This window comes from Synechococcus sp. KORDI-100 (assembly GCF_000737535.1).
In the GTDB taxonomy this organism is placed as follows: domain Bacteria; phylum Cyanobacteriota; class Cyanobacteriia; order PCC-6307; family Cyanobiaceae; genus Parasynechococcus.
This window is the reverse complement of the sequence record NZ_CP006269.1, coordinates 707715-729542: the sequence shown is the minus strand read 5'-3', so window position 1 is coordinate 729542 and position 21828 is coordinate 707715. Positions and strand designations below refer to the sequence as shown.

Below are 21828 nucleotides of genomic sequence, written 5' to 3'. Positions count from 1 at the left end.
CCATGTCAATCAGTAAGCCAGCCTCAAGCGGATTCGGTGCCACCAGCAAGTGGTCAAGCCCTGTTTCTTTTAATCGTGGAGGGACAACACAGAACAAGCCAGCACTGACAAACAGCGAATTCCTGCGTCAGTCCTGCGCCAAAATGAATATCGCCATCGGACCTCGCACTCACGAAAACTGCCCTCATGGTGTGATTCAAGAGCTGTACAGTCCGAACGACAGCGCAGCACTTGAGCAGGCGATCACTGCTGGATACCGTCAGGTCTATGGCAATGCTCACGTGATGGATTTTGAGCGTTCCGTTGAGCTTGAAGCTCAGCTCTGCAACGGAGACTTAAATGTCCGCGACTTCATCCGTGGCTTAGCCAAGAGCAGCTTCTACAAAAAAAGATTTTTTGAGGGAGTTGCACCACAGAGGGGAATCGAACTGAACACAAAACACCTGCTTGGACGTCCTCCCCAGAGCCAATCTGAGATGTCTCGTCTCATCGGCATTCTCAATGACGGAGGCCACGATGCCGTTGTCGATGCCCTGGTTGACTCAGCAGAATATGCAGAGGTGTTTGGCGAAGACATCATCCCTTACGCCCGTGCTTGGAACTCGCCAGCGGATCTCTCGACCGCTTGCTTCCCCAATATGGCGGCACTTGAGAGAAGTTTCGCAATCAGTGACAGTGCAGTTGGTGCCCGCAGCATCCTGCAGGGCAACCTGGCCAAGAACACAACGCAGAGAATCAACACGCCAAGCCAGGTGACAGGTGGAACCACCTCACTGACAGGCATCTATGCGCGTGCCGCGTTTGCAGCGAAGAAACCTGGAGTGACCTCTGGCAAAGATGCTGCTCCAATTCGCAACGACGCCTACGTGAACTTCGGCCTCGGACAAAGAGAGCAGGAAGTTTTCCAGCGCTGCCCCGGTGATAGCTCTGACCAGATCAATGCTCTGATCAGAGCCTGCTATCGCCAGGTCATGGGTAATCCCCATCTGATGGAGTTTGAGCGCTCCATGTCAGCTGAGAGCCGTTATTGCGATGGTTACCTCAGTACCCGCGAATTCGTACGTGCCATTGGTAATTCAGCTGAGTACAAGCGTCGCTTCTTTGAAACCAACGCTCCTTATCGATTCATCGAACTGAACTTCAAACACTTCCTTGGGCGAGCACCAAAATCTCAACAGGAAGTCAGTGAACATATTCAAATCCTCGCCGATCAGGGGTACGAAGCTGAAATCAGCAGCTACGTCGATTCTTCGGAGTATCAAGAAGTGTTTGGAGAAGACACCATTCCTTATATGCGTATCCTCAGCGAAAATGGTCGTTCACAGGTTGCATTTAACCGCCATTTATCCCTGGCAGAAGGTTTCGCAGCCAGCGACACTGTCTTAACAGGTTCTGCCCTTGTGAACTCAGTCGCAACAGGGATGGTTCCAAGCGGCTGGTCGAACACAACAAGTCGGATCAATCGCAACAGTGCACAGTCAGGATCACCAGATCCGACAACAAAGAGGTTCCGTATTGTTGTTAGCGCTCAAACCCGGAATGCAAGGCAGCGCACTGCTAACAACACCTATTTGGTGACCGGAAAGGACATGAGTTCCCAGATGAAATACATTCACGCTCGCGGCGGAAAAATTGTTTCAATCACAGAAGTGATGTGATAACTGTTGTGTTATTTCCGAAAATATTTTGGAAATACGTTTGATTGACCTCAATTCTCTCATCAATGATTACCCAAGCAACGACAGCCAATCTCGACCCAGGACACTCCCGAGAGGTTCTCGATGCCGCCTACCGGCAGGTATTTGGCAACATGCATCTCATGGAATTGGATGTCCTTCCTTCAGTCGATGCACTATTCATGAATGGTGACCTCACTGTCCAAGGCTTAATCACAGCTCTGGCACAGTCTGAAACTTACCGCAGAATATTCCTGGAGAAAAACAGCCCCTATCGATTTGTAGAACTCAACTTCAAACACTTATTGGGACGATCCCCTAACGATCAAGCCGAAGTCATGGAGCACGTTCGCCTGATGGCGGATGAAGGATTTAATGCCGAAATAGCCAGTTACACCTATAGCGACGAATACCTGAAGGCCTTCGGCGTTGATCAGGTTCCATTTCTTAGGAATAAGCAAACAATCGTTGGTTCCACAACACTTGCATACAACCGAGCCAATGCAGTTGACCCGGGGGATGCGGGATTTGACGGTGTCTCACGTTCAAGATTGTTGAACAGTCTCGCCACCGGAGAAACACCTGATCTTGTTGGTCGCAAAAGCGTCGGCATTGGTTCGACCCTCACTGTTCTGTGGAAATCTCGGAGACAACTTGGCGTCAATCGCCGAGTGGCTCAACGATCTGTGGTCAGCCAGACATCATTGTCAGCTACGGTCAAAAGCATCCACCAGCAAGGTGGTCAAATCGTTTCCATCACAACGAATAGTTAAAACGCCAAAAATAAAACTTTAAAAAACCTAAAATTCAATCGAAATCACCACCAACCATGGCCATCGTTCGCGCCCCCGGACGCAACCACTACAACCGATTATTCAACGAATCAATTCAGGAAGTTCCTGCTTCGATGTCCATGATGATCGATTCAATGGTCAACATGGTTCAGATATCAAGGAAAGCAGAACTCGACACAAGCCAACGAGATTCATCGCATGACAATTGAGCAATTTGTTGCTCAAAGCATTGGCGACTGGAAATCAATGCGGAGCGGACATTCGCTTGCTTTTCAAATTTTTGAAGATGTCGTTAGCGAAATCAGTATCATCTCTATAAAGAAAGATGACCCTCGCGTTTTAAAATTACTGAATAAAACAGGGATCAGCTCTGAAGGTATATGCCCTTTTTTTATGCAATGGGAGGCTGATAGCGATTGGGAGCCAGACAATCCAGGGGAAGTTTCCAAAGGCGAGTGCCTTCTTATTCCTATTCCAGTAGATAATTCAACAGGCCGCTTGATTCGTAGCATTGGCTATGCAGAATCAGAAGAAGCAATTTCTACCTATCACATACTCGATGATGGTACATTCACATTAAAAACGCAATATGGTCAATCAATCGCTGAAGAAAGGATATGGTTTGTCTCAGACAACGTTCGATGCCGCTCCTCGATCATTCGCACGTCCGAGGGCGCGGGAATTCTTCAAGCATCATTTGCCTCCGAAGTAAGGCGACTTGCCGTCTAAGATAATGTCGTGATATCCACCGTTGATGCATTCGCTCTTAAAATTTGCGCGGATACTCGCCGGGCATTTCAGCAATTATCAGCAAGCACAACATAATCCAAAAGATTTTGCGCGCATAAATATTTACTTCCGACCACTTCCTTTCAAGATTTTTGGTAAGCCATCTTTGTATTCGGAGCAGAGTTATGACCACGATCCGTGGAATCCTTATCGCCAAGGCATGCACAACCTGAAACAAGAAGGAGATATCTTTATTGTTGAAAATTTTGGATATCAACAACAGCATCGTATTGCTGGTGCTGGTCGTCATCCGGATTTACTGAATAAGATCCAACCCGAACAAATTGAGGCACGTTGTGGCTGTGCAATGCACTTCAGAGAAGTCAAGGAAGGATATTATGAAGGTTCAGTTGAACCAGGCAAGAAGTGTCTTGTGCCACGGGATGGAAAATTGACCTATCTTGTTAGCGAAGTAGAACTTAGCTCACAATCTTGGAACAGTCGTGACAGGGGATATGATCTGGAGACGGATATTCAATGCTGGGGAAGTGAACATGGCTTACTTCGTTTTCAACGCATTAAAGAGCTGAATGATTGCATCAACGAAGACTGGATGAAACAAGAAAACGGTGTGACGAGATGAACAGAAAAGATGCAGAAAAGCATCTCAAGGGTTGGATTAGGACACAACATCTGATTTGCTTTGATCGTGATTTCATCTTTGAGACCGTTGACCAATCGCATTTAGAGCGATTTGAACGATGCCTCGTTGTTCTTGGCGGACAAGTAAGGAGTGTTGAAGCAGTCGGAAATTGGCCGATGGGATTGGGTCGAGCATTTAAAATTCTGCGTACAAAAGCTTCGGTCCCAAGACCCGGTGGTGAAAAAATCGTTGAATATTGGGCAAAGCATGGTTCGTCTGAAACACGCTACTCAGACATTAATCGATGATTATTCAAACCAACCCAGCCAAGTAGGCTTGGAGAAATCAGTATGCTGACTCCACTTTTTGAGCAAAGTCATAGAATCAATCGCGAAACCATGAACATTCGCAATTTCCAAAATTTCAGTATCATTTCTCGCTTCACGAATCTTCTGTTGGAGACTTTGATCCTGGCGGGCAAGCGCTATAAAATTCTCTAAAAGCTTATCTTTGTCGTCAACACCACTGTCAGTCATCAAAGCTGAGGGTGTCTCCACGGAAACCATCGCACTGTCTTGATTGGCACCATCCATAAGCAAAGCCCGCCATGGGGCAATCTGACGGAAGGCCCAGGACCAATGATCATTTTTTGTTGTCCATATCATCTCCAAATCTTGATCGGTGAGTTGGAGCTGATCCAGCCAACAGAAACGAATCCATTCACTCAAACTAAAATTAAAGCCCTGACTTACAGCAAATTGAACAATGGCATGATGACTTGAAAGCTCTTTTAATCCGGTCGCAAGTTCATGCTCAGTCTCGATGCATTTAACGAAACGCTGGAGCTCGGTTGGTGACATTCTTCAGCAGCTCTCAATCCACAACGCGAAGTTAGCACTTTTGCATATCAACTGGAGTACGAGTGGACCGCCAGGGCAGCGCAGGAGTCTCCACGGAATGGCATCATGAAGATGACCTGAATCAACGGTTATTTTGGCTTTTCTCGTCGCTTGATCGAGAGGTATCAACGCCAACCCAGTAATTGATGAATCCACGGAATCAACAAATTGCTTGAGCTGATCAAGATCAGAGATCGTTTGAAGAGATTGAACACTGGCAGGATCCTTCCCACAAGACGCAATGAATTCTGAGAGCGCGGCCTCAGCTTCAACAGACGCAGGCATTGTCCAGAATCATCATCGCTTGGATCTTACTATCAGGATGGATCAATCATCCAGGGGCCTTCGCTTTCATAACATTGAGCCAGGGACATTCACCCTTGACGAAACAAATCTCAATTCAGCAAGCATCGGCTACGATCATTCAGAATAATTGAAGTTAAAATGGCCGAAAGGTTTGACTCGCTATTCGCCGGCATCAGCGAAGAAAGCGCACTTCAGCAAATAAAGTTGTCCGCCTCGCAGCTCGATAACCCAGTTTCAAAATACATGGCTGCAACGCGTCTTGGAGCTTGTCATTCCGAAGAATCTCTCCAGGCCTTGATCGGATGCTTGAATCTCACAATCGATGATTTATATGAACGAATCACACGGCGTAAAGCCATCGAGGCACTTGGCAGACGACGTGATACACGTGCATTGCCACATTTGCTGAATTGCCTGATCGGAGAAGACGAAATCGCCATCATTGATGCCGTCGATGCCATCATCAAAATCAATGGTGTATTAACTCCCCAACAGAGCAACTCTCTTTCGGAAGCTCTCGATGGTTCTGATAATCGCAAGCGCGTGATCATCCAGGCTCACACCAGGCTTGGATTAAACAACGCCGTCGATGCGATCCGCGATCTAATCAATCACGACAATCCCCTCGTCTCCGGCGCTGCACGAAGCTATTTCGCAAAGCGACACGGTGAGACAGATCTATTGCCCCAACTCGTTGAGCAACTTCACAGTGACGCACCGGGCCAACGTCGCGCTGCTGTGATTGATCTTGGGGACAGCGGTGATCGCAAACAAGTCCACAACCTTATTCAATGTCCAGTATCGATGCCGCTGCGGGCCAAAAGTGTACTGGAATTAATACCTGAATTAGAATACGACAAAGAAAATGCTGAAGAGAGGGATTTATTCCGCCAATTGTTAATAGACGATCCAAATAACCTTGCGCTGAAGGAGGAACATACCTGCCCTGACTCAGCAGAAGCGATCGAGAATTATCTCCAACACCGCGATGAAGCGAAGCAATATGGTGCTGCAAAGCGTCTTCTGACAACGACGCGAGAGACAGCCAGCAGGATTATTGAAACCCTCCATGAAAAACTTGGCAGCGACTATGTCATTCACTACTACCTCACAATGTGCGCTGGCCTGATGGCTCTATCCGAGCACGAAAAACTGATCGTCACATCGTTGCACGAAACAATTCCGCAGTACACGAAATCTCGCGTTGCAGCAACTTGGGGCTGTTTGAGGCTTGAACTAAGCGCGGAGAAGAATTTCTTAATGGAACTTAATGACACCGCTCGCTGGGTACCACTGAAATGGGCCTGCCGAAGAGTTGTTGAGGAACTGTCATAATCTTGGGGCCAGGCTCGCTTTGATTTTCTTCTGGAAACTTAAAGTGAACTTGTGTATAGATCATGAGAAGTGAAAGGGGAGTTTCTTTCGCCGCTTGTAATCTCGTCTCCGATGCCGACTGCATCTTCCTCCCCTAATACGCATTGGTTTTCCTATGCTCGACGCATTTTCTCGGAAAGCTGTCTCAGCTGATTCCAGCGGCAGCTTCATCGGATCTTCTGAGCTCGCCGATCTGAAGGCTTTCATCTCTGATGGCAACAAGCGACTCGACGCTGTTAACGCCATCACCTCCAACGCCAGCTGCATGGTGTCTGACGCTGTGGCTGGTATCTGCTGCGAGAACAGCGGTCTGACTGCTCCTAACGGTGGCGTGTACACCAACCGCAAGATGGCTGCCTGCCTGCGTGATGGTGAGATCGTTCTGCGTTATGTGTCCTATGCCCTGCTGGCCGGCGACGCATCCGTTCTGCAGGATCGCTGCCTGAACGGTCTTCGTGAGACCTATGCAGCTCTGGGTGTTCCCACCGGCTCCGCTGCCCGTGCCGTGGCGATCATGAAGGCATCCGCCACCACGATGATCACCAACACCAACAACACCACAGAGCCCAAGCGCAAAATGGCTGTCACCCAGGGTGACTGCTCTGCTCTGTCTGCCGAAGCATCGAGCTACTTCGACATGGTGATCAGCGCCATCAGCTGAGCCAAAACGGTTTTTCTCAACCCACCTTCACTGCATTTTCATGAAGTCTGTACTCACCACTGTCATCGGCTCCGCTGACAGCGCATCCCGTTTCCCCTCCAGCTCCGATCTGGAAGCCGTCCAGGGTTCAATCCAGCGTGCTGCTGCCCGCCTCGAAGCTGCAGAAAAGCTTGCAAGCAACTACGACGCAGTTGCTCAGGAAGCTGTTGACGCTGTTTATCAACAGTTCCCCAACGGCGCCACCGGACGTCAGCCCCGTCGCTGCGCCACCGAAGGTAAGGACAAGTGCAAGCGCGACTTCGTCCACTATCTGCGTCTGATCAACTACTGCCTCGTCACCGGCGGCACTGGTCCTCTCGATGAGCTCGCCATCAATGGTCAGCGTGAGGTCTACAAGGCTCTCAGCATCGACGCCGGCACCTACATCGCTGGTTTCACCTACATCCGCAACCGCGGCTGTGCCCCTCGCGACATGAGCTCCCAAGCTCTTGTTGAGTACACCGGTCTGCTCGACTATGTGATCAACTCCCTGGGCTGATCCAACAATCCCTATCAGGATTAAGGGCGGGATCTACCCGCCCTTTTTTTTATCCAATTGAGCTGCCCATTCATCACGTTACGGCGACCAACTAGTTCTTAAGTATTATTATTTTTTAGTTCAAAAACATCATTCGCACTACTAACGAAGAAAATCAGAATAATATATTGACGCTCATTTTTTGTGTTCATGCCACTCACCTTGTTGAACCCTCAAGAGGAGCCAAGCAGCGAACACACCAAGACGAACTCACCTTTCCAACCACAATCAACATGCTGAAAATCGAAAGTCGCTCCAAAAAATTTCTCGTTGAGGCGCGCAGGCATGAACCTGTTGGCTATGCAACCTCTCCATCCACCTCTTCAGGTGCAGCATTAACGATTGCAGAGTTCAATCGGCAGGCCTGCTCCAACATGGCAATCGCCATTGGCCCCCGTAAGTACGGTGAATGCCCGCACCGACCCCTCTTTGACGAGTTCAATCCCAGTGACCGTGAAGCCCTTGATGCGGTGATCACTGCTGCCTACAGGCAGGTATTTGGCAATAAAAATCCAACCTTGAACCAGCGATGTGATTCACTGGAAGCCCGCTTGCTCAATGGTGAAATCTGCGTCCGCGACTTTGTCGCCGGTCTGGCTACATCCCAGTTTTACAAAGACCAGTATTTCCACAACGTTTCACCACAGCGTGGTATTGAACTCAATTTCAAGCATCTCCTTGGACGCCCGCCACTCAATCATGCGGAGGTAAGCAAATACATTGCAATCCTGGCAGAACATGGATTTGAGGCGGTCATCCATGCGCTGACTGATTCTGCTGAATACACCGAAGTCTTCGGCAGCGACATTGTTCCTTATCCTCGGGCGCTCGGATCATTGGCTGGAATGACAACGGCCAGCTTCAACAACATGGTGGATCTCGAAGCCAGCCGTGTTGTCAGTGACAATGCCCTGGGTTCTCGCAGCAGAATCTACAGCCAGCTCAACGCTCGTATGTTGAACAAAACCACCATCACCACTGGCAGTGTCAGCGTGACCTTGCCGACTCAGCAATTCAAAGGCCACAACCCCCCCAAATTAGAAAAGCCTGTGGTGTTCCGTGCCTGGGGTTGCAAATAAATCACTCCCTCAACTGATTTGAAAGCACGATTGGTGCAGCGCTGCGAAGATTTTGCAGCGCTTTTTTCATGCCAACACGCGCGAGAGCTTTTTTCGGACATATGCGTGAGCCGCAGAAAGATGACCCTCTGCACCAAGATGTTGGTGCAGAATCAGCAGTTCCCGCTCTGGCAACTGCTCAGCAACCATAAGAGCCGCATACTGCAGCTGCCAGGAACTGTTGGAAGACTCCAGGATTTCAATCAGGAAGTGAGAGGATAACTGCTTAGACGAAAGATTCAACAATGACAACAACGCCGCAGGCCTTGATTTACTGAACTGCGGCCTTAAATTATCAACAGCCTCCAACAACAATTTTTCCAATATCGAAATAGTGTCATCGGGCCAAGAAGAGACAAGCCCGATCAGGCGCACGAAGAAATAATGGGCCCCATAATCGTTGAACGCTCGATCATTCCATTGCTGCAAAAGCAAAGGCCCCAACTTCGATCCATCAACACCACTCAAATACAACAGACATTGATAACAGCGAGCAAAATCGTTGGAAAACAATCCTTCCAAACACTCACTGATCGACATCTCCATATCAAGAGTTTGTCTCAGCAGAAGTGAGTCGGGCGAATCGGTAAGGATTTGATCCAGCACGTCTAGAAGATTCCATTTCGCCGTCAAGGACGTCTCCAGAGGGGGCAAGACTGCCTGAACGAAGCGCAGGCGGAAAACAGGAGAAACTGGAGATTTGAGGATGGAGTCCAACAGCTCAATCCCCCCGCAATCGGCTAAATCTTCAATCACCATCTGACGATCCATCTGACTCACCGAGAACAACAACGGTTCGAGGGCATCAAGATATCCGCGATCACCTGTGAGTCTGCACAAAGCAGATCCAGCGGCCGTCCTCACAGAATCGGTCGGTGATTTCAGGCATTGTTGGATGACATCAACTGCTTCTTGAACATCAAGACCAGCCAAGCACTGAATAATGATGCGCTGATTCGCCTGATTCTCAACCAGGAGGTCCATCAGCCGTTGATGGACGTCGGGGTCATTGCTGCCAATCTGAAGAAGGCTCCAGACGGCATTTTCAACAAGATAAGGATCAGAATCGTCAAGACATCGTGCTAAAACTGGTAAGGCCCTGGAGCAGCCCAAGCGACCCAATATCTCAAGTGACTTTCGTCTTGCCAAGCGAATTGCTTGAGTATCAGACTCATTACTTGCAATGTTCAGAAGTGCATCTTCTGTCCGATCACCTGGAAAATTTAGAAGGTGACACACCGCCATGTAGTAATCGCTAGATAAATCCAAGTCTTCCTCAGGAGTTGCAAGAATCCCTAAAGCTTTTTCGAAGGATAAACTCGGGTGAATATTATCAAACTGTCCTGCCATAAAAAACCAAAAATCAATTAACGAGGAGCGTCGTGAATTTCGAAGATTGCATCAGCAGGGCGACCTGACTTCAAGCCTTCCCAATTAATACTTCCCAAGAATTCAGAGGGCCGGTCTGTTTCCACAACATCCACACCCCAGGACCCTGTTTGCAATAACGAATTCGACATAGCAACCCCATCTTTGCGTCCACCAAGAGCCAGAATCGTGAAATCGGTCTGAACGCCGTTACTCTCGCGAAAACGTCGCCAGGCTTGAAGCAGCGTTTGAGCGAGTGATTCAGGATCGAGATCAGAATCAACCCGAACTTTCCAATGTGGATGCTGCAAAGCACTAACGTTCACTCCCTGCATTCCCTGATCACTTAAGCCATTGGCCAGTTCCGATGCCGACATGACAGGCAGCGATTGAGAAGCCACCTGAGGATTATGGGACAACACGAACTGAGTCATTCGGGGACGATCCTGGCTCAATCATGAAGGATAATGGATCAGGTACAGCCCCGCGTAAAAGGGAAGCAGGCACGTCGTCTATGGATGATCAGAATCTCGAGCTCAGTACTGAGGAGGCACAATCATTGGCGAAGACGCTTCAACAGCAGTTGAGTGATGGGTGTCTTGTGAACTCGGATCAGGAATCAATTAGCCGAATGATTGCCGGTCTTGGTGATAACCGAGGCAAACTACGTTTGACGTTTGCCAAAAGCCTTGGTTTAGTCGGGGAGGCAGCCTTGCCGGCTTTGTGCTCTGCATTGAGAAACCACTCGAATGTGATTGTTCGCAGGGCCGCAGCCAAAACTCTCAACATCATTGGCAGCGCCGATGCACTCCCTTATCTCTATGAAGCATTTATCGAAGATGAGGATCCAGTTGTGCAGGGGTCTTCAGCCGGCGCCATGGCCACCATCGGACCACCAGCGATCGAGACCATTCTGAGCATACTGAATAACCCAAACTGCACGCCATTTCAGATCGGTCTCGCCAACCTAGGCCTGTCTTTCATTGGATCAAAAGCACCTGAAGCCTTGCGTGACGCTGCTCGATCAGAGCATGCTGAAGTAAGGGTTGCTGCGATCTCAGCGTTAGGAGATCAAATACAATCGCTGCAAGACTTAGAAGCGAAAGAGTTATTAGTATCAGCTCTCAAGGACGTCAATCAAGAAGTTCGGGCTGAAGCAGCAACACTCCTGGGCAAGCTTCAGGATCCGGAAGAGGCAACACCACTTCTATGCTCTTCTCTGGAAGACACCTGCCCTCAAGTCAGAAAAAATGCCGCCTTGTCGCTGATGAAACTTGAGGCAGAGGATGCGCTAAAAGCCTTGAATCAAGCTCTAGAACTAGAGCAAAACAACGATGTAAAGGCAGTTTTTGCTGTTGCCATCAATCAGATTGACAGATAAATTCAATTCTTCGGTTTATTCATCTGAGAACGTTCCAAGGAAGACTTGGCGATTTCACTGATAATCGGATCAAGGGTAGTATCGTTGATCAGATTTTCAAGCGCCTGATTGGCATCAATATTGTTGATTTCACCTAAGGCCATGATGGCAGATATCGCGTGAGCAGTGTTATCGCCACGCGAAACATTTAAAAGTAATGGCAGAGCTTCTGCTCGGGTTGCGCTCTGCTTACCCACCTGTGCAATTGCCATCACAGCCGACTGAGAAACGACAGGATCATCATCCGATAATCCATCCTCCAGAACCTTCATCGCATTATCGGTAAACACCTGATCAGGATGTTTAGCAGAGACTTGTACAAATGCCTTGATGCAGCAAGCGCGCACAGTAGGATTCTTGCTGGAACGGTATTTATTACATAATGGACCGAGAGCGTCCAATCCAAACAGGCCCAACGCCTTAACAGCAGCTCTGTAAATCGCTGGGTCAGGATTCTCAATTAAATCAATCAAACGTGGCATGGATTCCGCTGGATAGTGATCGACCATCACCCAAGACGCTTGCTCCTGAATCCTGGGACTTGGATGAGTCGTCAGATCATCAAACAATTCGTCCAGCGATGGGATTTCGGCATTGTGCATTCGTGTTCAGCTCCAGAAGGTCGGTCCGGATGAGTCGTCGTCAAACATGAATTCCATCAAAAAGGGGGCTCAAAGAGCCCCCTTGATCACAAGAAAATCTTGCCAGAATCAAGCTCAGGAAAGAGCATTGATTAGATAATCAAGATAGCTCTTGAACTCGTTGAGGGCTTGTGCGCTCATGTCACGAGGAGCGCAGGCGCGATCACGGGTATAGGTGAGAGCCTCCACGTAAGCGGACGTGGGAAGCGCAAGGTTCCTGTAGACCTCACGGGCACCTGCAATTCCCCACTCATCCAGAGGGCCGGTACCACCCACAACCAGGCAGTAGTTGATAAGGCGCATGTAGTGACCCAGATCGCGGTAGCACTTGTCCACCTTGACCTGGTTCTCTCCAGCCTCACCCGGCTGCTTCAGGTAGGAATATTTGTTGAAGCAGGCATCGCCGGCTTCCTTGGTGACAGCATCAAGACCAGCGGCAAGCTTTTCAGCAGCCTCTAGGCGAGCAGCTGCACGCTGGATGTTGCCCTGAACGGCCTCGAGATCGTTCTGAGAAGGGAAGCGACCAGCTGCATCAGCAGCGGTCACAACGGTGGTGACGACGGATTTCATCGATCAGATCCTGAAAAGTTGGTTGATGGAATGAACGAATTGACTCAGCCGATGGCGCTGATCACACGGTCGAAGTAGGAAGCAGCCTCGGCGACCAGAGCAGAACAGTCACCAACGGTGGTTTCCATCTTGCGGAACTTGGTACCACCGTTCTCAGGGGTATTGGTCTGACCGATCAGGGCGGTTGCTGCAGACTTCATGATGGCGACGGCACGAGCTGCTGACTGCGTCGGAACGCCCAGCGCGATGTAGGTCTCCTTCAGACCGTTCAGGCAACGATCGTCGAGCACGGAAGCATCCCCGGCGAGCAGGGCATAGGAGACGTAGCGGAGCACGATCTCACCATCACGCAGGCAGGCAGCCATGCGGCGGGTGGGATAGCAGTTGCCGCCAGCCTGAATGAGACCGGTGTTCTCACAGATCATGCCGGTCACTGCATCAGTCACGATGCAATAAGCGTTGGAGGTGATGGCATTCACGGCGTCGAGACGCTTATTGCCATCAGCCACATACTGACGGAGAGCGGCGATGTCAGCGCTACCGACAGCTGCGGTTTTGGCGTCGGCGCTGACAACGGAACGGGAAAATGCGTCGAGCATTGGGGAGCCAGACAGTGAAGGGGAACGGCTTCTGGGTTGAGCCTGGACCCGCCTTGACTCACCGTGCCATTCGAGGAATGAACGGTTAGAGGAGGCTGGAGGCCTGGCACCACAGGCGAAGCGCCTAAAAACAGTAAGGGGTGCTTCTGAGCTGGCAGGCCCGTATCGCGACATCACGCAACGGTTCGTCACCTAGAGCAGCGATGCCCTCTCCAGGGAAGGTCCATGCTGGATGATGTGGCCATCTTGCGAGACAAGACGATGGAACCAAGCCTTGAGGAACTTCAGGACTCGATCGAACAACTCACCGCCTACAGGGAGCGGCTCGAGGGCGACGTCAAAGCGATGGGTCAGAAACTGCGGATGCCCCAGAAAAAGATCCAGGCGGCTGTGGATGATCACGCCGAATTGCAGCGCCTCGGGGAAATCCTTGAGCAGCTAACCCAGCAGCGCGACGCCATGACATAGATGTCCTGAAGCAAGACACCTGGAAACATCACGGTCGACCCATGTTCCAACCGATGACAATGGCTGATTTCTTCGAAGCGAGTCGAGGAACTTGGCTGAATCGACGTTCAATCCATCATCTCGACCATCAAGACGACGAAGCAGCAGATTCTAACCTGGTGATCGAGCCATTCGCTGCTGATGATCCTGCGGTCGAGAAGGTTTGCCGCACCCTCAAGATGAACGCCTCTCAAGCCACTGGCGGTGCCCGTTTTTGGTGGGAAAGCAACCTCAAGCATGGTGTCCGCAATGAGGACTATGCCGCCGTTGTGGTGGACATCCCATCGGCTGACAACAGCTTGCTTGGTCTGCTGGTGAGGGATGTTGGATACGTTGAAAAACAGCCCGTTCTCAGCACCTATCAGTTTGCGGACGATGGCGTCCTCACGATCACGACGCGATACGACACGAACGTCGGCATTGAACGCTGTTGGTTCGTCACCGATCAGGTGCGGATGCGTGTGAGTTCAGTTCAGTACATGGGGGGAGTGTCGATGACCACCTATTGCACCGAGTTGCGATGTCACGAGGAGGATGACATCCAGAGACTTGCTGAATCTGCCGAAGCTCTTGCAGCTCAAACCGAGGTGGGAGCAGTGATCTGAATGTTTGATCCGTTTCTCGAGCAGCTGAATCAAGGATTGCTGGCCCATGGGGGGGAGCAAGTGGCCGCACCAGGAGATTTCGCCGAAAAACGGTCAAGCGAGCGCAACAGCCTGATCCGAAGCTGGCTCTGGTCGGTTCCAGGATTCCGACGCTGGCGCGTCACGCGGCTGGATGCCGGGGACAGCCTTCAGGTGCTCAACTCGGTGGCGTACCCAGCACTGGATAACGAACAGCCAATCCTCGGTATCGACCTGCTCTGGTTCGGTGCCAGGCAGAAACTGGTCGCTGTTCTGGACTTCCAACCTCTGATTCAGGACGAGGCCTACCTTGCCAGACATTTTCAGGGACTCAGACAGCTGCACGCCCGCTATCCCGATCTGAGTGGTGAAGAGACGATGCGGTCTTTTGATCCAAACAAATACTTCTCCCCATGGTTGTTGTTCTGTCGCGGGGGAGCCGAAGAGGCCTCGGGCTCACTTCCCGCAGCCTTTGACCTCTTTATGCAGTGTTACTGGGAGCTGACGGACAAGGCCCCAAGCGGTGACCAGACGATGGCGGCCGAGCGGATTCAACAGCTCCAGATCGACTACGACCGCTACAGCGCTGAACGCGATCCGGCCCATGGCTTGTTCACCAGTCACTTCGGGAAGGACTGGTCCGATCGCTTCCTCCATCAGTTCCTCTTTCCTGCAACGGTCTGATGTCCTCGTTTCGCAGTTCGAGCACTGACCCGGTCTGCCTGGCCGGCTGGGCCTGGCAACCCTTTCTTGATGACGCGGTTGAGGCCTTGAAGCCACTCAGTGTGGAGCCCTACCCCGTTCCAGATCGGTTTCTGCAACGGGAGGACCAGAGCGGATCCAAGGCCAATCCCTTCACCGTGACCACGGCGACATGGGCCTGCAAAACCGAGAAATACCGCCAGGTGCGGGCCGCTTGTGTGAATGCAGGCCGAGCGGCATCGGTTCTCAACTTTGTGATCAACCCGTCAAGCCGGTTTGATCTTCCTTTTTTCGGTGGAGATCTTGTGACTCTGCCCTCAGGACATCTGCTCGCCCTGGATCTACAGCCGGCGGACAAGGACGATCCCGATCACACGCAACCGGTCTGGGATCGCCTGATGCCGATTTTTGAACGTTGGCGTCAGGAACTCCCCGATGGAGGACCGATTCCAGAAGAAGCTCAGCCCTTTTTCTCACCGGCCTTTCTCTGGACACGACTCCCGCTCGGAGAGGAAGGAGATCAGATCATCGAATCCGTCGTTCGCCCTGCTTTCAATGACTACCTCAAGCTCTACTTTGAACTCAGCGCAGAAGCGGAGGCCGTTCCTGCAGAGCGGCAGCAGCATCTCCTAGCGGGGCAACAGCGCTACACCGCCTACAGAGCTGAGAAGGATCCTGCCCGGGGCATGCTGACGCGATTTCATGGAAGCGAGTGGACTGAGGCCTATATCCACAGCGTGCTTTTTGATCTCTAGAAATCAGCTCACTGATGGCGGTCAGCGAAATGCTTAGTGCAGCAACGGATTAAACATTATGAACAGGTATCGGGAGCGCCTCGAAGCCTTCGCGAGAATCATCCCGACCCGACGGGACTCTCCTTAGGATGTCCCCTCCGGTGTCTGTGACACCCATTTAGACGCTGCCCAAAGGAGTTCCAAATGTTCGACGCCTTCACAAAGGTTGTCGCCCAGGCCGATGCCAGGGGACAGTTCATCAGCACCAGTGAGATTGATGCTCTCGCCTCGGTGGTTTCCGACAGCAACAAGCGTCTTGACGCCGTGAACCGCATCTCAAGCAACGCCTCCACCATCGTTGCCAACGCCGCCCGTGAGCTGTTCGCTCAACAGCCTGCGTTGATTGCTCCCGGCGGAAATGCCTACACCTCCCGACGCATGGCTGCCTGCCTTCGGGACATGGAAATCATCCTCCGTTACGTCACCTATTCCGTGTTCACAGGTGACGCTTCAGTGATGGAAGATCGCTGCCTCAACGGTCTTCGCGAGACCTATCTGGCCCTTGGAACTCCTGGAGCCTCCGTGGCCGCTGGCGTGAACCTGATGAAGAGCGCTGCTCTTGATCTCGTCAACGACCGCGCCGGCATCACCGCTGGAGACTGCGCCTCACTCAGCAGCGAAATCGGCACCTATTTCGATCGCGCCGCCGCCTCCGTGGCCTGAACCAGGTTCTGAGCCTTTAACGACACACCACATTTCCCCGTTTCTTCATGAAAACCCCTCTCACCGAGGCTGTCGCAGCTGCTGATTCCCAGGGTCGCTTTCTGAGCAATACCGAGATCCAGGGTGCTTCCGGCCGTTTCACCCGGGCCCAGGCAAGTCTCGAAGCCGCCAAGGTCCTCACCAGCAAAGCCGATTCCCTTGTGGCAGGTGCAGCGCAAGCCGTCTACACGAAGTTCCCCTACACCACCCAAATGCAGGGCGCGAACTACGCTGCCGATGCACGTGGCAAGGAGAAGTGCTCCCGTGACGTCAGCTACTACCTGCGGATGATCACGTATTGCCTGGTCGCCGGTGGAACAGGTCCGATGGACGATTATCTAATCGCCGGCCTGGCTGAAATTAACCGCACCTTCGAGCTTTCCCCATCCTGGTATGTGGAAGCCCTTAAGCACATCAAAGGCAACCACGGCCTCAGTGGTGATGCCGCAACAGAAGCCAACAGCTACATCGATTACGCCATCAACGCTCTGATCTGAGCATTCTTAACTCAGATTCAAATTAAAAAAGCAAGCTCCCTGGTTCGAACTAGGGAGCTTTTTTATTCTTAAAAAAGCCGGTCGATTGACCGGCTCGTAAAAGATTTATTGAACGATTACTTAAGCACGAGCTACTTTTGCGTAACTGAAATTGTTGTAACTCACGGGAACACTTGCTTTGGCATACTTGTCAAAGAAGTTAGGGCTGATGGTTGGAGCCATGGCCTTGGTGTAAACATAATTCGGATTGGCTGATGTCTTGATGCGGCCGAGAGAGGCAACTCTCCCCATAATCAAACTTCTATTGCCAAGTGAACGATCGCTAGAAGCAGATGGGTGATGAAGCTCAACCATCGATGAGAAGGTGGAGGTATAGGCTCCTGCCGCTGATTTAAAAGCTCGGACGTAAGGTACGGTGTTATCTCCAAAAACCTCAGCGTATTCAGCTGAACCGGTGAGGTGATCGATCAATGCATCAAAACCTTGATCAGCGAGTAAAGAAATACTCCTCGACATCTCCGCTTGATCGACAGGAGGACGACCGAAAAGATGCTTGTAGTTCAACTCAATTCCACGCTGCGGTGAAACCTGGTGAAAGAAATTCCTTTTATAAAATTCAGATTTAGCAAGGCCTGCCACAAACTCCCTAACGCTGATGTCCCCTTGACGCAGACGTGCTTCCAACTCTGTGCAACGCTCATTCAGTGTTGGTGGCACATTGCCGAAAACCTGCTTGTAGGCAGCGGTGATCACAGCATCCAAAGACGACGTGTCCAATGACGTCAATTCGCCAAAAACGCTGCCAAAAGGGCAGTCCTCGTGAATTCTTGGACCGATGCCAATGGACATCTTGCTGCAGCTTTTCAGCTTGAATTCAGCAACTGTCACAGCTGGCTTTTTCGTTTTTGAGAAGCGACTCTGATAGGAACGTGAAACCTGACCTCCCGCTTCTGCGACGAAATCAAGAGCTCGAGATTGCGTGCTTGACATGAATTCAGGTTGAAAAAGGCAATGGATCAATTCGTGGGGGCAAGTGAAGGTGACCGCTCTTGAGCTTCCCCTGATCTGCCTCGAGAGATCAACGCGATTGCGAAGAGCTAAAAATGTCACCATTTCAAATGCGATCTCATGTTCTCACGCAGTGGAAGGACCGCGGCACACGGAACAAGGATTGACGCCTGTCTTAACAGATCAGCTTCGGCACCCAATCTTGTCATCTAAAATCCAAGTACGACTTGCGTTTGCAACCCGGTCTTTTGAGCCTGATCAACTCCGAGCAATCAGCACTTGCTGCCCTTGAGAGTAACGATCCCTCAATTCGTTACCACGCAGCCTGGTGGCTCGGTAAAAATCGCGCAAAAAACTCTGTTCCCGCACTCATTCGCTGTCTCCATGACAGAGGCGAGGAAACATCGACGGGCGGCTTCCCCTTAAGACGCCAAGCAGCCCGATCCCTGGGTCTTATCGGCGACAAAAGCTGCATAGGCGAACTTGTCAAGACATTAGCAACAAGCAACGACATCCAATTGCACGAAGCAAGTATTCGCTCTCTCATCAACCTTGGCTCACAAAAATGTGTCGACCCCCTTATTAATTACTTCAACTCCAATGTACGCGAAAAACCCACTGAAGCCTTAATTGAAGCTTTCACTCGCTTTCAGGTATGGAGCGTACAGGATCAAATAAGGCCTTATTTTCTCGATGATTCTGCTCGAATACAGGGTGCTGCGAGCGCCTATTTTTTCGCTTGCACAAGTAACAAAGATTATCTGAAAAAGATCCTTTCTTTGCTGAATCACGACAATCCATTTGCCCGACAAGCAGCAGCATTTGACTTGGCTCGAGTCGCCACGCTGGACGAAGGATTGGCCATCCAAAATGCAACTCTTCCGAACACTATAAAAATGCATGCGATCAAAGAAATTTTAACTCGATCAATGACACAAAATTGCGTAGATTTTCGCAATAAATCCGAGTCATTGTCACGCCAAGAACAGGAGTGGATGACAACGTTGGACCAACTGGTCGCCGAAACAATGAGTGGACATCTGTTGAATCAGGAAAATCCTATCGCCCCCTCACCAGATCGTTCAAAAGAGAAGAACTCTATCCCATTCATTCTTGACGATGCCGTAACACTTCTAAAAAGCCGTTCACTCCATGATCGAGAGTATGGCGTGAAACTCTTAAGTGATTTGTCTCATCAAAGTCCAGACATCGTTCTCACGCTCCACCAAAAAGAAACTGACCAGGATGTGATCATGGGCCTGATCAAAGTCATGGCATCGACGGGATGCTCTGAGTATGCAACGGTGCTCATGGAAGCTATTGGGCTTGAAATTGCCAATCATTGCCAAGGCAACATCCGCAGGGTTGCCGCTTGCGGTCTTGGACGCATCGGATCGGAGACAGCAGAACCTCTTGTATGTAGCCAAATCGTCAGCAAATTGACCTGGACGATTGTTCATCCAGAAGATTGGGGATTGCGATACGGTGCCGCTGCAGCTCTGGATCAGATTGCAAATCATGAGGCGCAAGAATCCTTAAACCATGCCTATGAGATTGAAAACGACTTTGTCGTTAAAACGCGGATCGGACTAGCTCTCTTCAGAACGAAACCTGCCCATGTCAATCACGTCACGCAAGGTTCAATGTCATGAAGGTTTTGTTCGTCTGCCTTGGCAATATCTGCCGATCACCAGCTGCAGAAGGTGTGTTTCTTCACCTGCTCGCTGAGCGGGGCCTCAGCAAGGATTTCGTCGTGGATTCAGCCGGCACAGGGAGCTGGCATGTCGGCAATCCAGCGGATCGGCGCATGCAGGCAGCTGCGAACCGTCGAGGCATTCAGCTGCCAAGTCGCGCTCGACAGATCACTCTGGATGACCTGAGCGAGTTTGATCTGGTCCTGACCATGGACCAGTCCAATCTGGACGCGGTCAGGAGCTTGGCGGCGGAAGCAGGCGATCGTGCAACAGCGGCGATCGAACCGATGCTCACGTACGCCAGCACGTTCACTGAAACCGACGTGCCCGACCCCTACTACGGCGGCGACGCGGGATTCGAGCATGTGCTGGACCTGCTTGAGGATGCCTGTTCGACGTTGCTCGACAAGCTCAGTGCTCAGGAGTAGGCCAGGCCTCCTCAGCGACCCGAGCTCGAAACAGCTGTACCAGTGCATCGATCACCGCATCGATCGCCATACCGTCAGTCACCAGTTCGACAGCATCGGAGGCCTTCACGAGAGGAGCCTCCTCTCGGGTGCTGTCCTTCCGATCACGCTCAGCGATCTGAGCCTCAAGTTCGCTGCGGATCGGGGCGGCAAACCCACGCTGCTCCAGATCCATGGCCCGCCGTCGTGCCCTCTCGCTGACCGTGGCGGTCAGAAAAACCTTGAGGTCGGCATCGGGAAAAACGGCTGTCCCGATATCGCGGCCCTCGGCCACAAGCCCACCTTCGGCGCCCATGGCTTTCTGCTGCTCCGTGAGTGACTTTCTCACACAACGATGCGCTGCCACGGCGGACACAGCAGCCGTCACCTCCGGTGAGCGGATCGCATCGCTGACGTCTTCCCCATTCACCAGGACCTGCTGGCGACCACCAGGCAACGAGCGCAGAGCAAGGTTGAAATCGACCAGCAGAGACGCAATCGCGGCAACATCCTCCGGATTCACCTGGCGCTGTTGCACCAACCAGGTGACCGCGCGATACATCGCGCCCGTGTCGAGGTAGGTGAGCCCGAGCCGCTCTGCGAAGGCGCGGGTCACCGTGCTCTTGCCAGCCCCTGCAGGTCCATCAATGGCGACAAGAGGAGCTCGGCTCATCAGAAAGACGTGATCGATCAAACGGGTGTTTCCACAGCGCACGGCCGCTGCGAGCAGCGAAATCGCAGTCTCCTGTCCGCAGGGCTGCAGGCTGGTTGGAGTCACCCTTTCTACATACTCGACCTCGAGCCCAGCGGCGATGAGAACCTTCCGAACATCGGCCGCATCGTCTTTGAAATCCGCCGCTTGGAGCGCACGGGGCAACGCGACGGCTCGTTCGCGGTTCTCCGGGGAGAGATATCGATTCCGCGAACTCATGGCAAGGCCATCGGCCTCTCGCACCGTTGGCACCCCAAGCACCGTGACCGGAAGGTTCATGTCTTCCACAAGACGCCGAAGAATGACCAGCTGCTGCCAGTCCTTCTCGCCCAACACCAGACGCTGCGGCTTCACCAGCGCCAGAAGACGCGCCACAACGGTGGCAACACCATCAAAATGCCCCGGGCGCACACGCCCACAGAGATTGGATTGCAAGAGGGCTGGAACCGTCAGGCCAACACTGTCTTCAGGGCCGTCCGGGAAGACGTCGCCGATGTCGGGAGCCCAGACGGCGTCGACTCCTGCGGACTCCGCAAGGGCAAGATCCGATTGCAGAGTCCGCGGATAACGGTCGTAGTCCTCGTTCGGACCGAATTGCAGTGGGTTGACGAACAGACTGAGGAGGGTTGAGCCAGCGGAGCTGGATCGGGCCACCTCCATCAGGCGGACATGCCCCTGATGGAGCCCACCCATGGTGGGAATGAGCGTGAGAGGAGCACGCTCTCCCTGCAACCAGGCACGAAGCTCCTGTGCTGTTCGAAGCAGGAC

28 protein-coding genes are annotated in these 21828 nt (G+C 51.7%); 19 read left to right on the top strand and 9 right to left on the bottom strand.

Annotated elements, in window-relative coordinates; genetic code table 11:
* The first annotated feature begins 2 nt into the window (after window positions 1–2).
* The 6 genes from KR100_RS03555 (at window position 3) to KR100_RS14775 (ending at window position 4150) form a co-directional block, all read left to right on the top strand.
* Window positions 3–1658 carry a phycobilisome rod-core linker polypeptide gene (locus KR100_RS03555; protein ID WP_038543240.1) on the top strand — a complete coding sequence of 552 codons (1656 nt, stop codon included), beginning with the start codon at window positions 3–5 and terminating at the stop codon, window positions 1656–1658.
* Between the two features lie 65 nt (window positions 1659–1723).
* Window positions 1724–2449, top strand: coding sequence for a phycobilisome rod-core linker polypeptide (locus tag KR100_RS03550; RefSeq protein WP_038543238.1), 726 nt, complete (start codon window positions 1724–1726; stop codon window positions 2447–2449).
* A gap of 56 nt (window positions 2450–2505) precedes the next feature.
* Window positions 2506–2679, top strand: a complete 174-nt coding sequence (locus KR100_RS15605) for a hypothetical protein (protein WP_156097893.1) — start codon at window positions 2506–2508, stop codon at window positions 2677–2679.
* Complete coding sequence (locus KR100_RS03545) at window positions 2669–3199, top strand: phycobiliprotein lyase (RefSeq protein ID WP_038543236.1); 531 nt, start codon at window positions 2669–2671, stop codon at window positions 3197–3199. The genes KR100_RS15605 and KR100_RS03545 overlap by 11 nt, the downstream gene beginning before the upstream one ends.
* Before the next feature lie 25 nt (window positions 3200–3224).
* Window positions 3225–3842: a chromophore lyase CpcT/CpeT gene (locus KR100_RS14780; RefSeq protein ID WP_071839832.1), complete on the top strand. Its 618-nt coding sequence runs from the start codon at window positions 3225–3227 to the stop codon at window positions 3840–3842.
* On the top strand, window positions 3839–4150 hold the full coding sequence (locus KR100_RS14775; RefSeq protein ID WP_071839831.1) for a CpeR family transcriptional regulator: 312 nt from the start codon (window positions 3839–3841) through the stop codon (window positions 4148–4150). The genes KR100_RS14780 and KR100_RS14775 overlap by 4 nt, the downstream gene beginning before the upstream one ends.
* Here KR100_RS14775 and KR100_RS16685 read toward each other — a convergent pair whose 3' ends face one another.
* Together KR100_RS16685 and KR100_RS14765 are read right to left on the bottom strand one after the other, a co-directional pair.
* Window positions 4151–4702 (bottom strand): Nif11-like leader peptide family natural product precursor, encoded by a 552-nt coding sequence (locus KR100_RS16685; protein WP_071839830.1) that lies wholly within the window; start codon window positions 4700–4702, stop codon window positions 4151–4153. It abuts the gene before it with no gap.
* A 3-nt stretch (window positions 4703–4705) separates the two neighbouring features.
* Entirely contained in the window at window positions 4706–5026 is a 321-nt protein-coding gene (locus KR100_RS14765) for a hypothetical protein (protein ID WP_071839829.1), read from the bottom strand.
* 159 nt (window positions 5027–5185) lie between these two features.
* On the opposite strand from KR100_RS14765, the gene KR100_RS03525 reads away from it, so the two are divergent.
* From KR100_RS03525 to KR100_RS03510, 4 genes are all read left to right on the top strand, one after another.
* Entirely contained in the window at window positions 5186–6382 is a 1197-nt protein-coding gene (locus KR100_RS03525; RefSeq protein WP_038543232.1) for a HEAT repeat domain-containing protein, read from the top strand.
* 154 nt (window positions 6383–6536) lie between these two features.
* Entirely contained in the window at window positions 6537–7082 is a 546-nt protein-coding gene (locus KR100_RS03520; RefSeq protein WP_038543230.1) for a bleomycin hydrolase, read from the top strand.
* A gap of 40 nt (window positions 7083–7122) precedes the next feature.
* Window positions 7123–7620 (top strand): class 2 C-phycoerythrin subunit alpha, encoded by a 498-nt coding sequence (gene mpeA, locus KR100_RS03515; RefSeq protein ID WP_038543228.1) that lies wholly within the window; start codon window positions 7123–7125, stop codon window positions 7618–7620.
* Window positions 7621–7892: 272 nt separating this feature from the next.
* Window positions 7893–8738: a phycobilisome rod-core linker polypeptide gene (locus KR100_RS03510; protein ID WP_038547824.1), complete on the top strand. Its 846-nt coding sequence runs from the start codon at window positions 7893–7895 to the stop codon at window positions 8736–8738.
* A 66-nt stretch (window positions 8739–8804) separates the two neighbouring features.
* Here the strand turns inward: KR100_RS03510 and KR100_RS14760 are convergent, their stop codons facing one another.
* Together KR100_RS14760 and KR100_RS03500 are read right to left on the bottom strand one after the other, a co-directional pair.
* Complete coding sequence (locus tag KR100_RS14760; RefSeq protein WP_038543226.1) at window positions 8805–10127, bottom strand: HEAT repeat domain-containing protein; 1323 nt, start codon at window positions 10125–10127, stop codon at window positions 8805–8807.
* 17 nt (window positions 10128–10144) lie between these two features.
* On the bottom strand, window positions 10145–10579 hold the full coding sequence (locus KR100_RS03500; protein ID WP_038547822.1) for a DUF2656 family protein: 435 nt from the start codon (window positions 10577–10579) through the stop codon (window positions 10145–10147).
* Window positions 10580–10659: 80 nt separating this feature from the next.
* Here KR100_RS03500 and KR100_RS03495 point away from each other — a divergent pair, with 80 nt between their 5' ends.
* On the top strand, window positions 10660–11526 hold the full coding sequence (locus KR100_RS03495) for a HEAT repeat domain-containing protein (RefSeq protein WP_038547819.1): 867 nt from the start codon (window positions 10660–10662) through the stop codon (window positions 11524–11526).
* Between the two features lie 2 nt (window positions 11527–11528).
* Here KR100_RS03495 and KR100_RS03490 read toward each other — a convergent pair whose 3' ends face one another.
* The 3 genes from KR100_RS03490 to cpeB all read right to left on the bottom strand — a co-directional run bounded on the left by KR100_RS03490 (window position 11529) and on the right by cpeB (window position 13375).
* The gene (locus KR100_RS03490) at window positions 11529–12167 is read right to left on the bottom strand and encodes a HEAT repeat domain-containing protein (protein WP_038543224.1); all 639 of its coding nucleotides are present in this window, start codon (window positions 12165–12167) and stop codon (window positions 11529–11531) included.
* A gap of 114 nt (window positions 12168–12281) precedes the next feature.
* Window positions 12282–12776: a class 1 C-phycoerythrin subunit alpha gene (gene cpeA, locus KR100_RS03485; RefSeq protein WP_038543222.1), complete on the bottom strand. Its 495-nt coding sequence runs from the start codon at window positions 12774–12776 to the stop codon at window positions 12282–12284.
* A gap of 44 nt (window positions 12777–12820) precedes the next feature.
* Window positions 12821–13375: a class 1 C-phycoerythrin subunit beta gene (gene cpeB, locus KR100_RS03480; protein ID WP_028953685.1), complete on the bottom strand. Its 555-nt coding sequence runs from the start codon at window positions 13373–13375 to the stop codon at window positions 12821–12823.
* Window positions 13376–13636: 261 nt separating this feature from the next.
* On the opposite strand from cpeB, the gene KR100_RS03475 reads away from it, so the two are divergent.
* The 6 genes from KR100_RS03475 (at window position 13637) to cpcA (ending at window position 17200) form a co-directional block, all read left to right on the top strand.
* Complete coding sequence (locus tag KR100_RS03475; RefSeq protein ID WP_038547817.1) at window positions 13637–13843, top strand: hypothetical protein; 207 nt, start codon at window positions 13637–13639, stop codon at window positions 13841–13843.
* 59 nt (window positions 13844–13902) lie between these two features.
* Complete coding sequence (locus KR100_RS03470) at window positions 13903–14487, top strand: phycobiliprotein lyase (RefSeq protein WP_156097892.1); 585 nt, start codon at window positions 13903–13905, stop codon at window positions 14485–14487.
* Window positions 14488–15189: a 15,16-dihydrobiliverdin:ferredoxin oxidoreductase gene (locus tag KR100_RS03465; protein WP_038543216.1), complete on the top strand. Its 702-nt coding sequence runs from the start codon at window positions 14488–14490 to the stop codon at window positions 15187–15189.
* A complete protein-coding gene (locus KR100_RS03460) occupies window positions 15189–15962 on the top strand; it encodes a phycoerythrobilin:ferredoxin oxidoreductase (protein WP_038543214.1) in 774 nt (257 codons plus the stop codon). The genes KR100_RS03465 and KR100_RS03460 overlap by 1 nt, the downstream gene beginning before the upstream one ends.
* A 183-nt stretch (window positions 15963–16145) precedes the next feature.
* On the top strand, window positions 16146–16664 hold the full coding sequence (locus tag KR100_RS03455) for a phycocyanin subunit beta (RefSeq protein WP_038543212.1): 519 nt from the start codon (window positions 16146–16148) through the stop codon (window positions 16662–16664).
* Window positions 16665–16711: 47 nt separating this feature from the next.
* Window positions 16712–17200 carry a phycocyanin subunit alpha gene (gene cpcA / locus KR100_RS03450; RefSeq protein ID WP_038543210.1) on the top strand — a complete coding sequence of 163 codons (489 nt, stop codon included), beginning with the start codon at window positions 16712–16714 and terminating at the stop codon, window positions 17198–17200.
* A 120-nt stretch (window positions 17201–17320) separates the two neighbouring features.
* Here cpcA and KR100_RS03445 read toward each other — a convergent pair whose 3' ends face one another.
* Window positions 17321–18190 (bottom strand): phycobilisome rod-core linker polypeptide, encoded by an 870-nt coding sequence (locus KR100_RS03445; protein ID WP_051847299.1) that lies wholly within the window; start codon window positions 18188–18190, stop codon window positions 17321–17323.
* A gap of 245 nt (window positions 18191–18435) precedes the next feature.
* Between KR100_RS03445 and KR100_RS03440 the strand changes: the two genes are divergently transcribed.
* Together KR100_RS03440 and KR100_RS03435 are read left to right on the top strand one after the other, a co-directional pair.
* Window positions 18436–19860 (top strand): HEAT repeat domain-containing protein, encoded by a 1425-nt coding sequence (locus KR100_RS03440; RefSeq protein ID WP_204207771.1) that lies wholly within the window; start codon window positions 18436–18438, stop codon window positions 19858–19860.
* Entirely contained in the window at window positions 19857–20330 is a 474-nt protein-coding gene (locus tag KR100_RS03435) for a low molecular weight protein-tyrosine-phosphatase (RefSeq protein ID WP_038543206.1), read from the top strand. Before KR100_RS03440 ends, KR100_RS03435 begins: the two co-directional genes overlap by 4 nt.
* Here the strand turns inward: KR100_RS03435 and KR100_RS03430 are convergent.
* The gene (locus KR100_RS03430) at window positions 20314–21825 is read right to left on the bottom strand and encodes a bifunctional pantoate--beta-alanine ligase/(d)CMP kinase (protein ID WP_071839828.1); all 1512 of its coding nucleotides are present in this window, start codon (window positions 21823–21825) and stop codon (window positions 20314–20316) included. The two genes, KR100_RS03435 and KR100_RS03430, sit on opposite strands and share 17 nt — an antisense overlap.
* Window positions 21826–21828 lie beyond the last annotated feature (3 nt).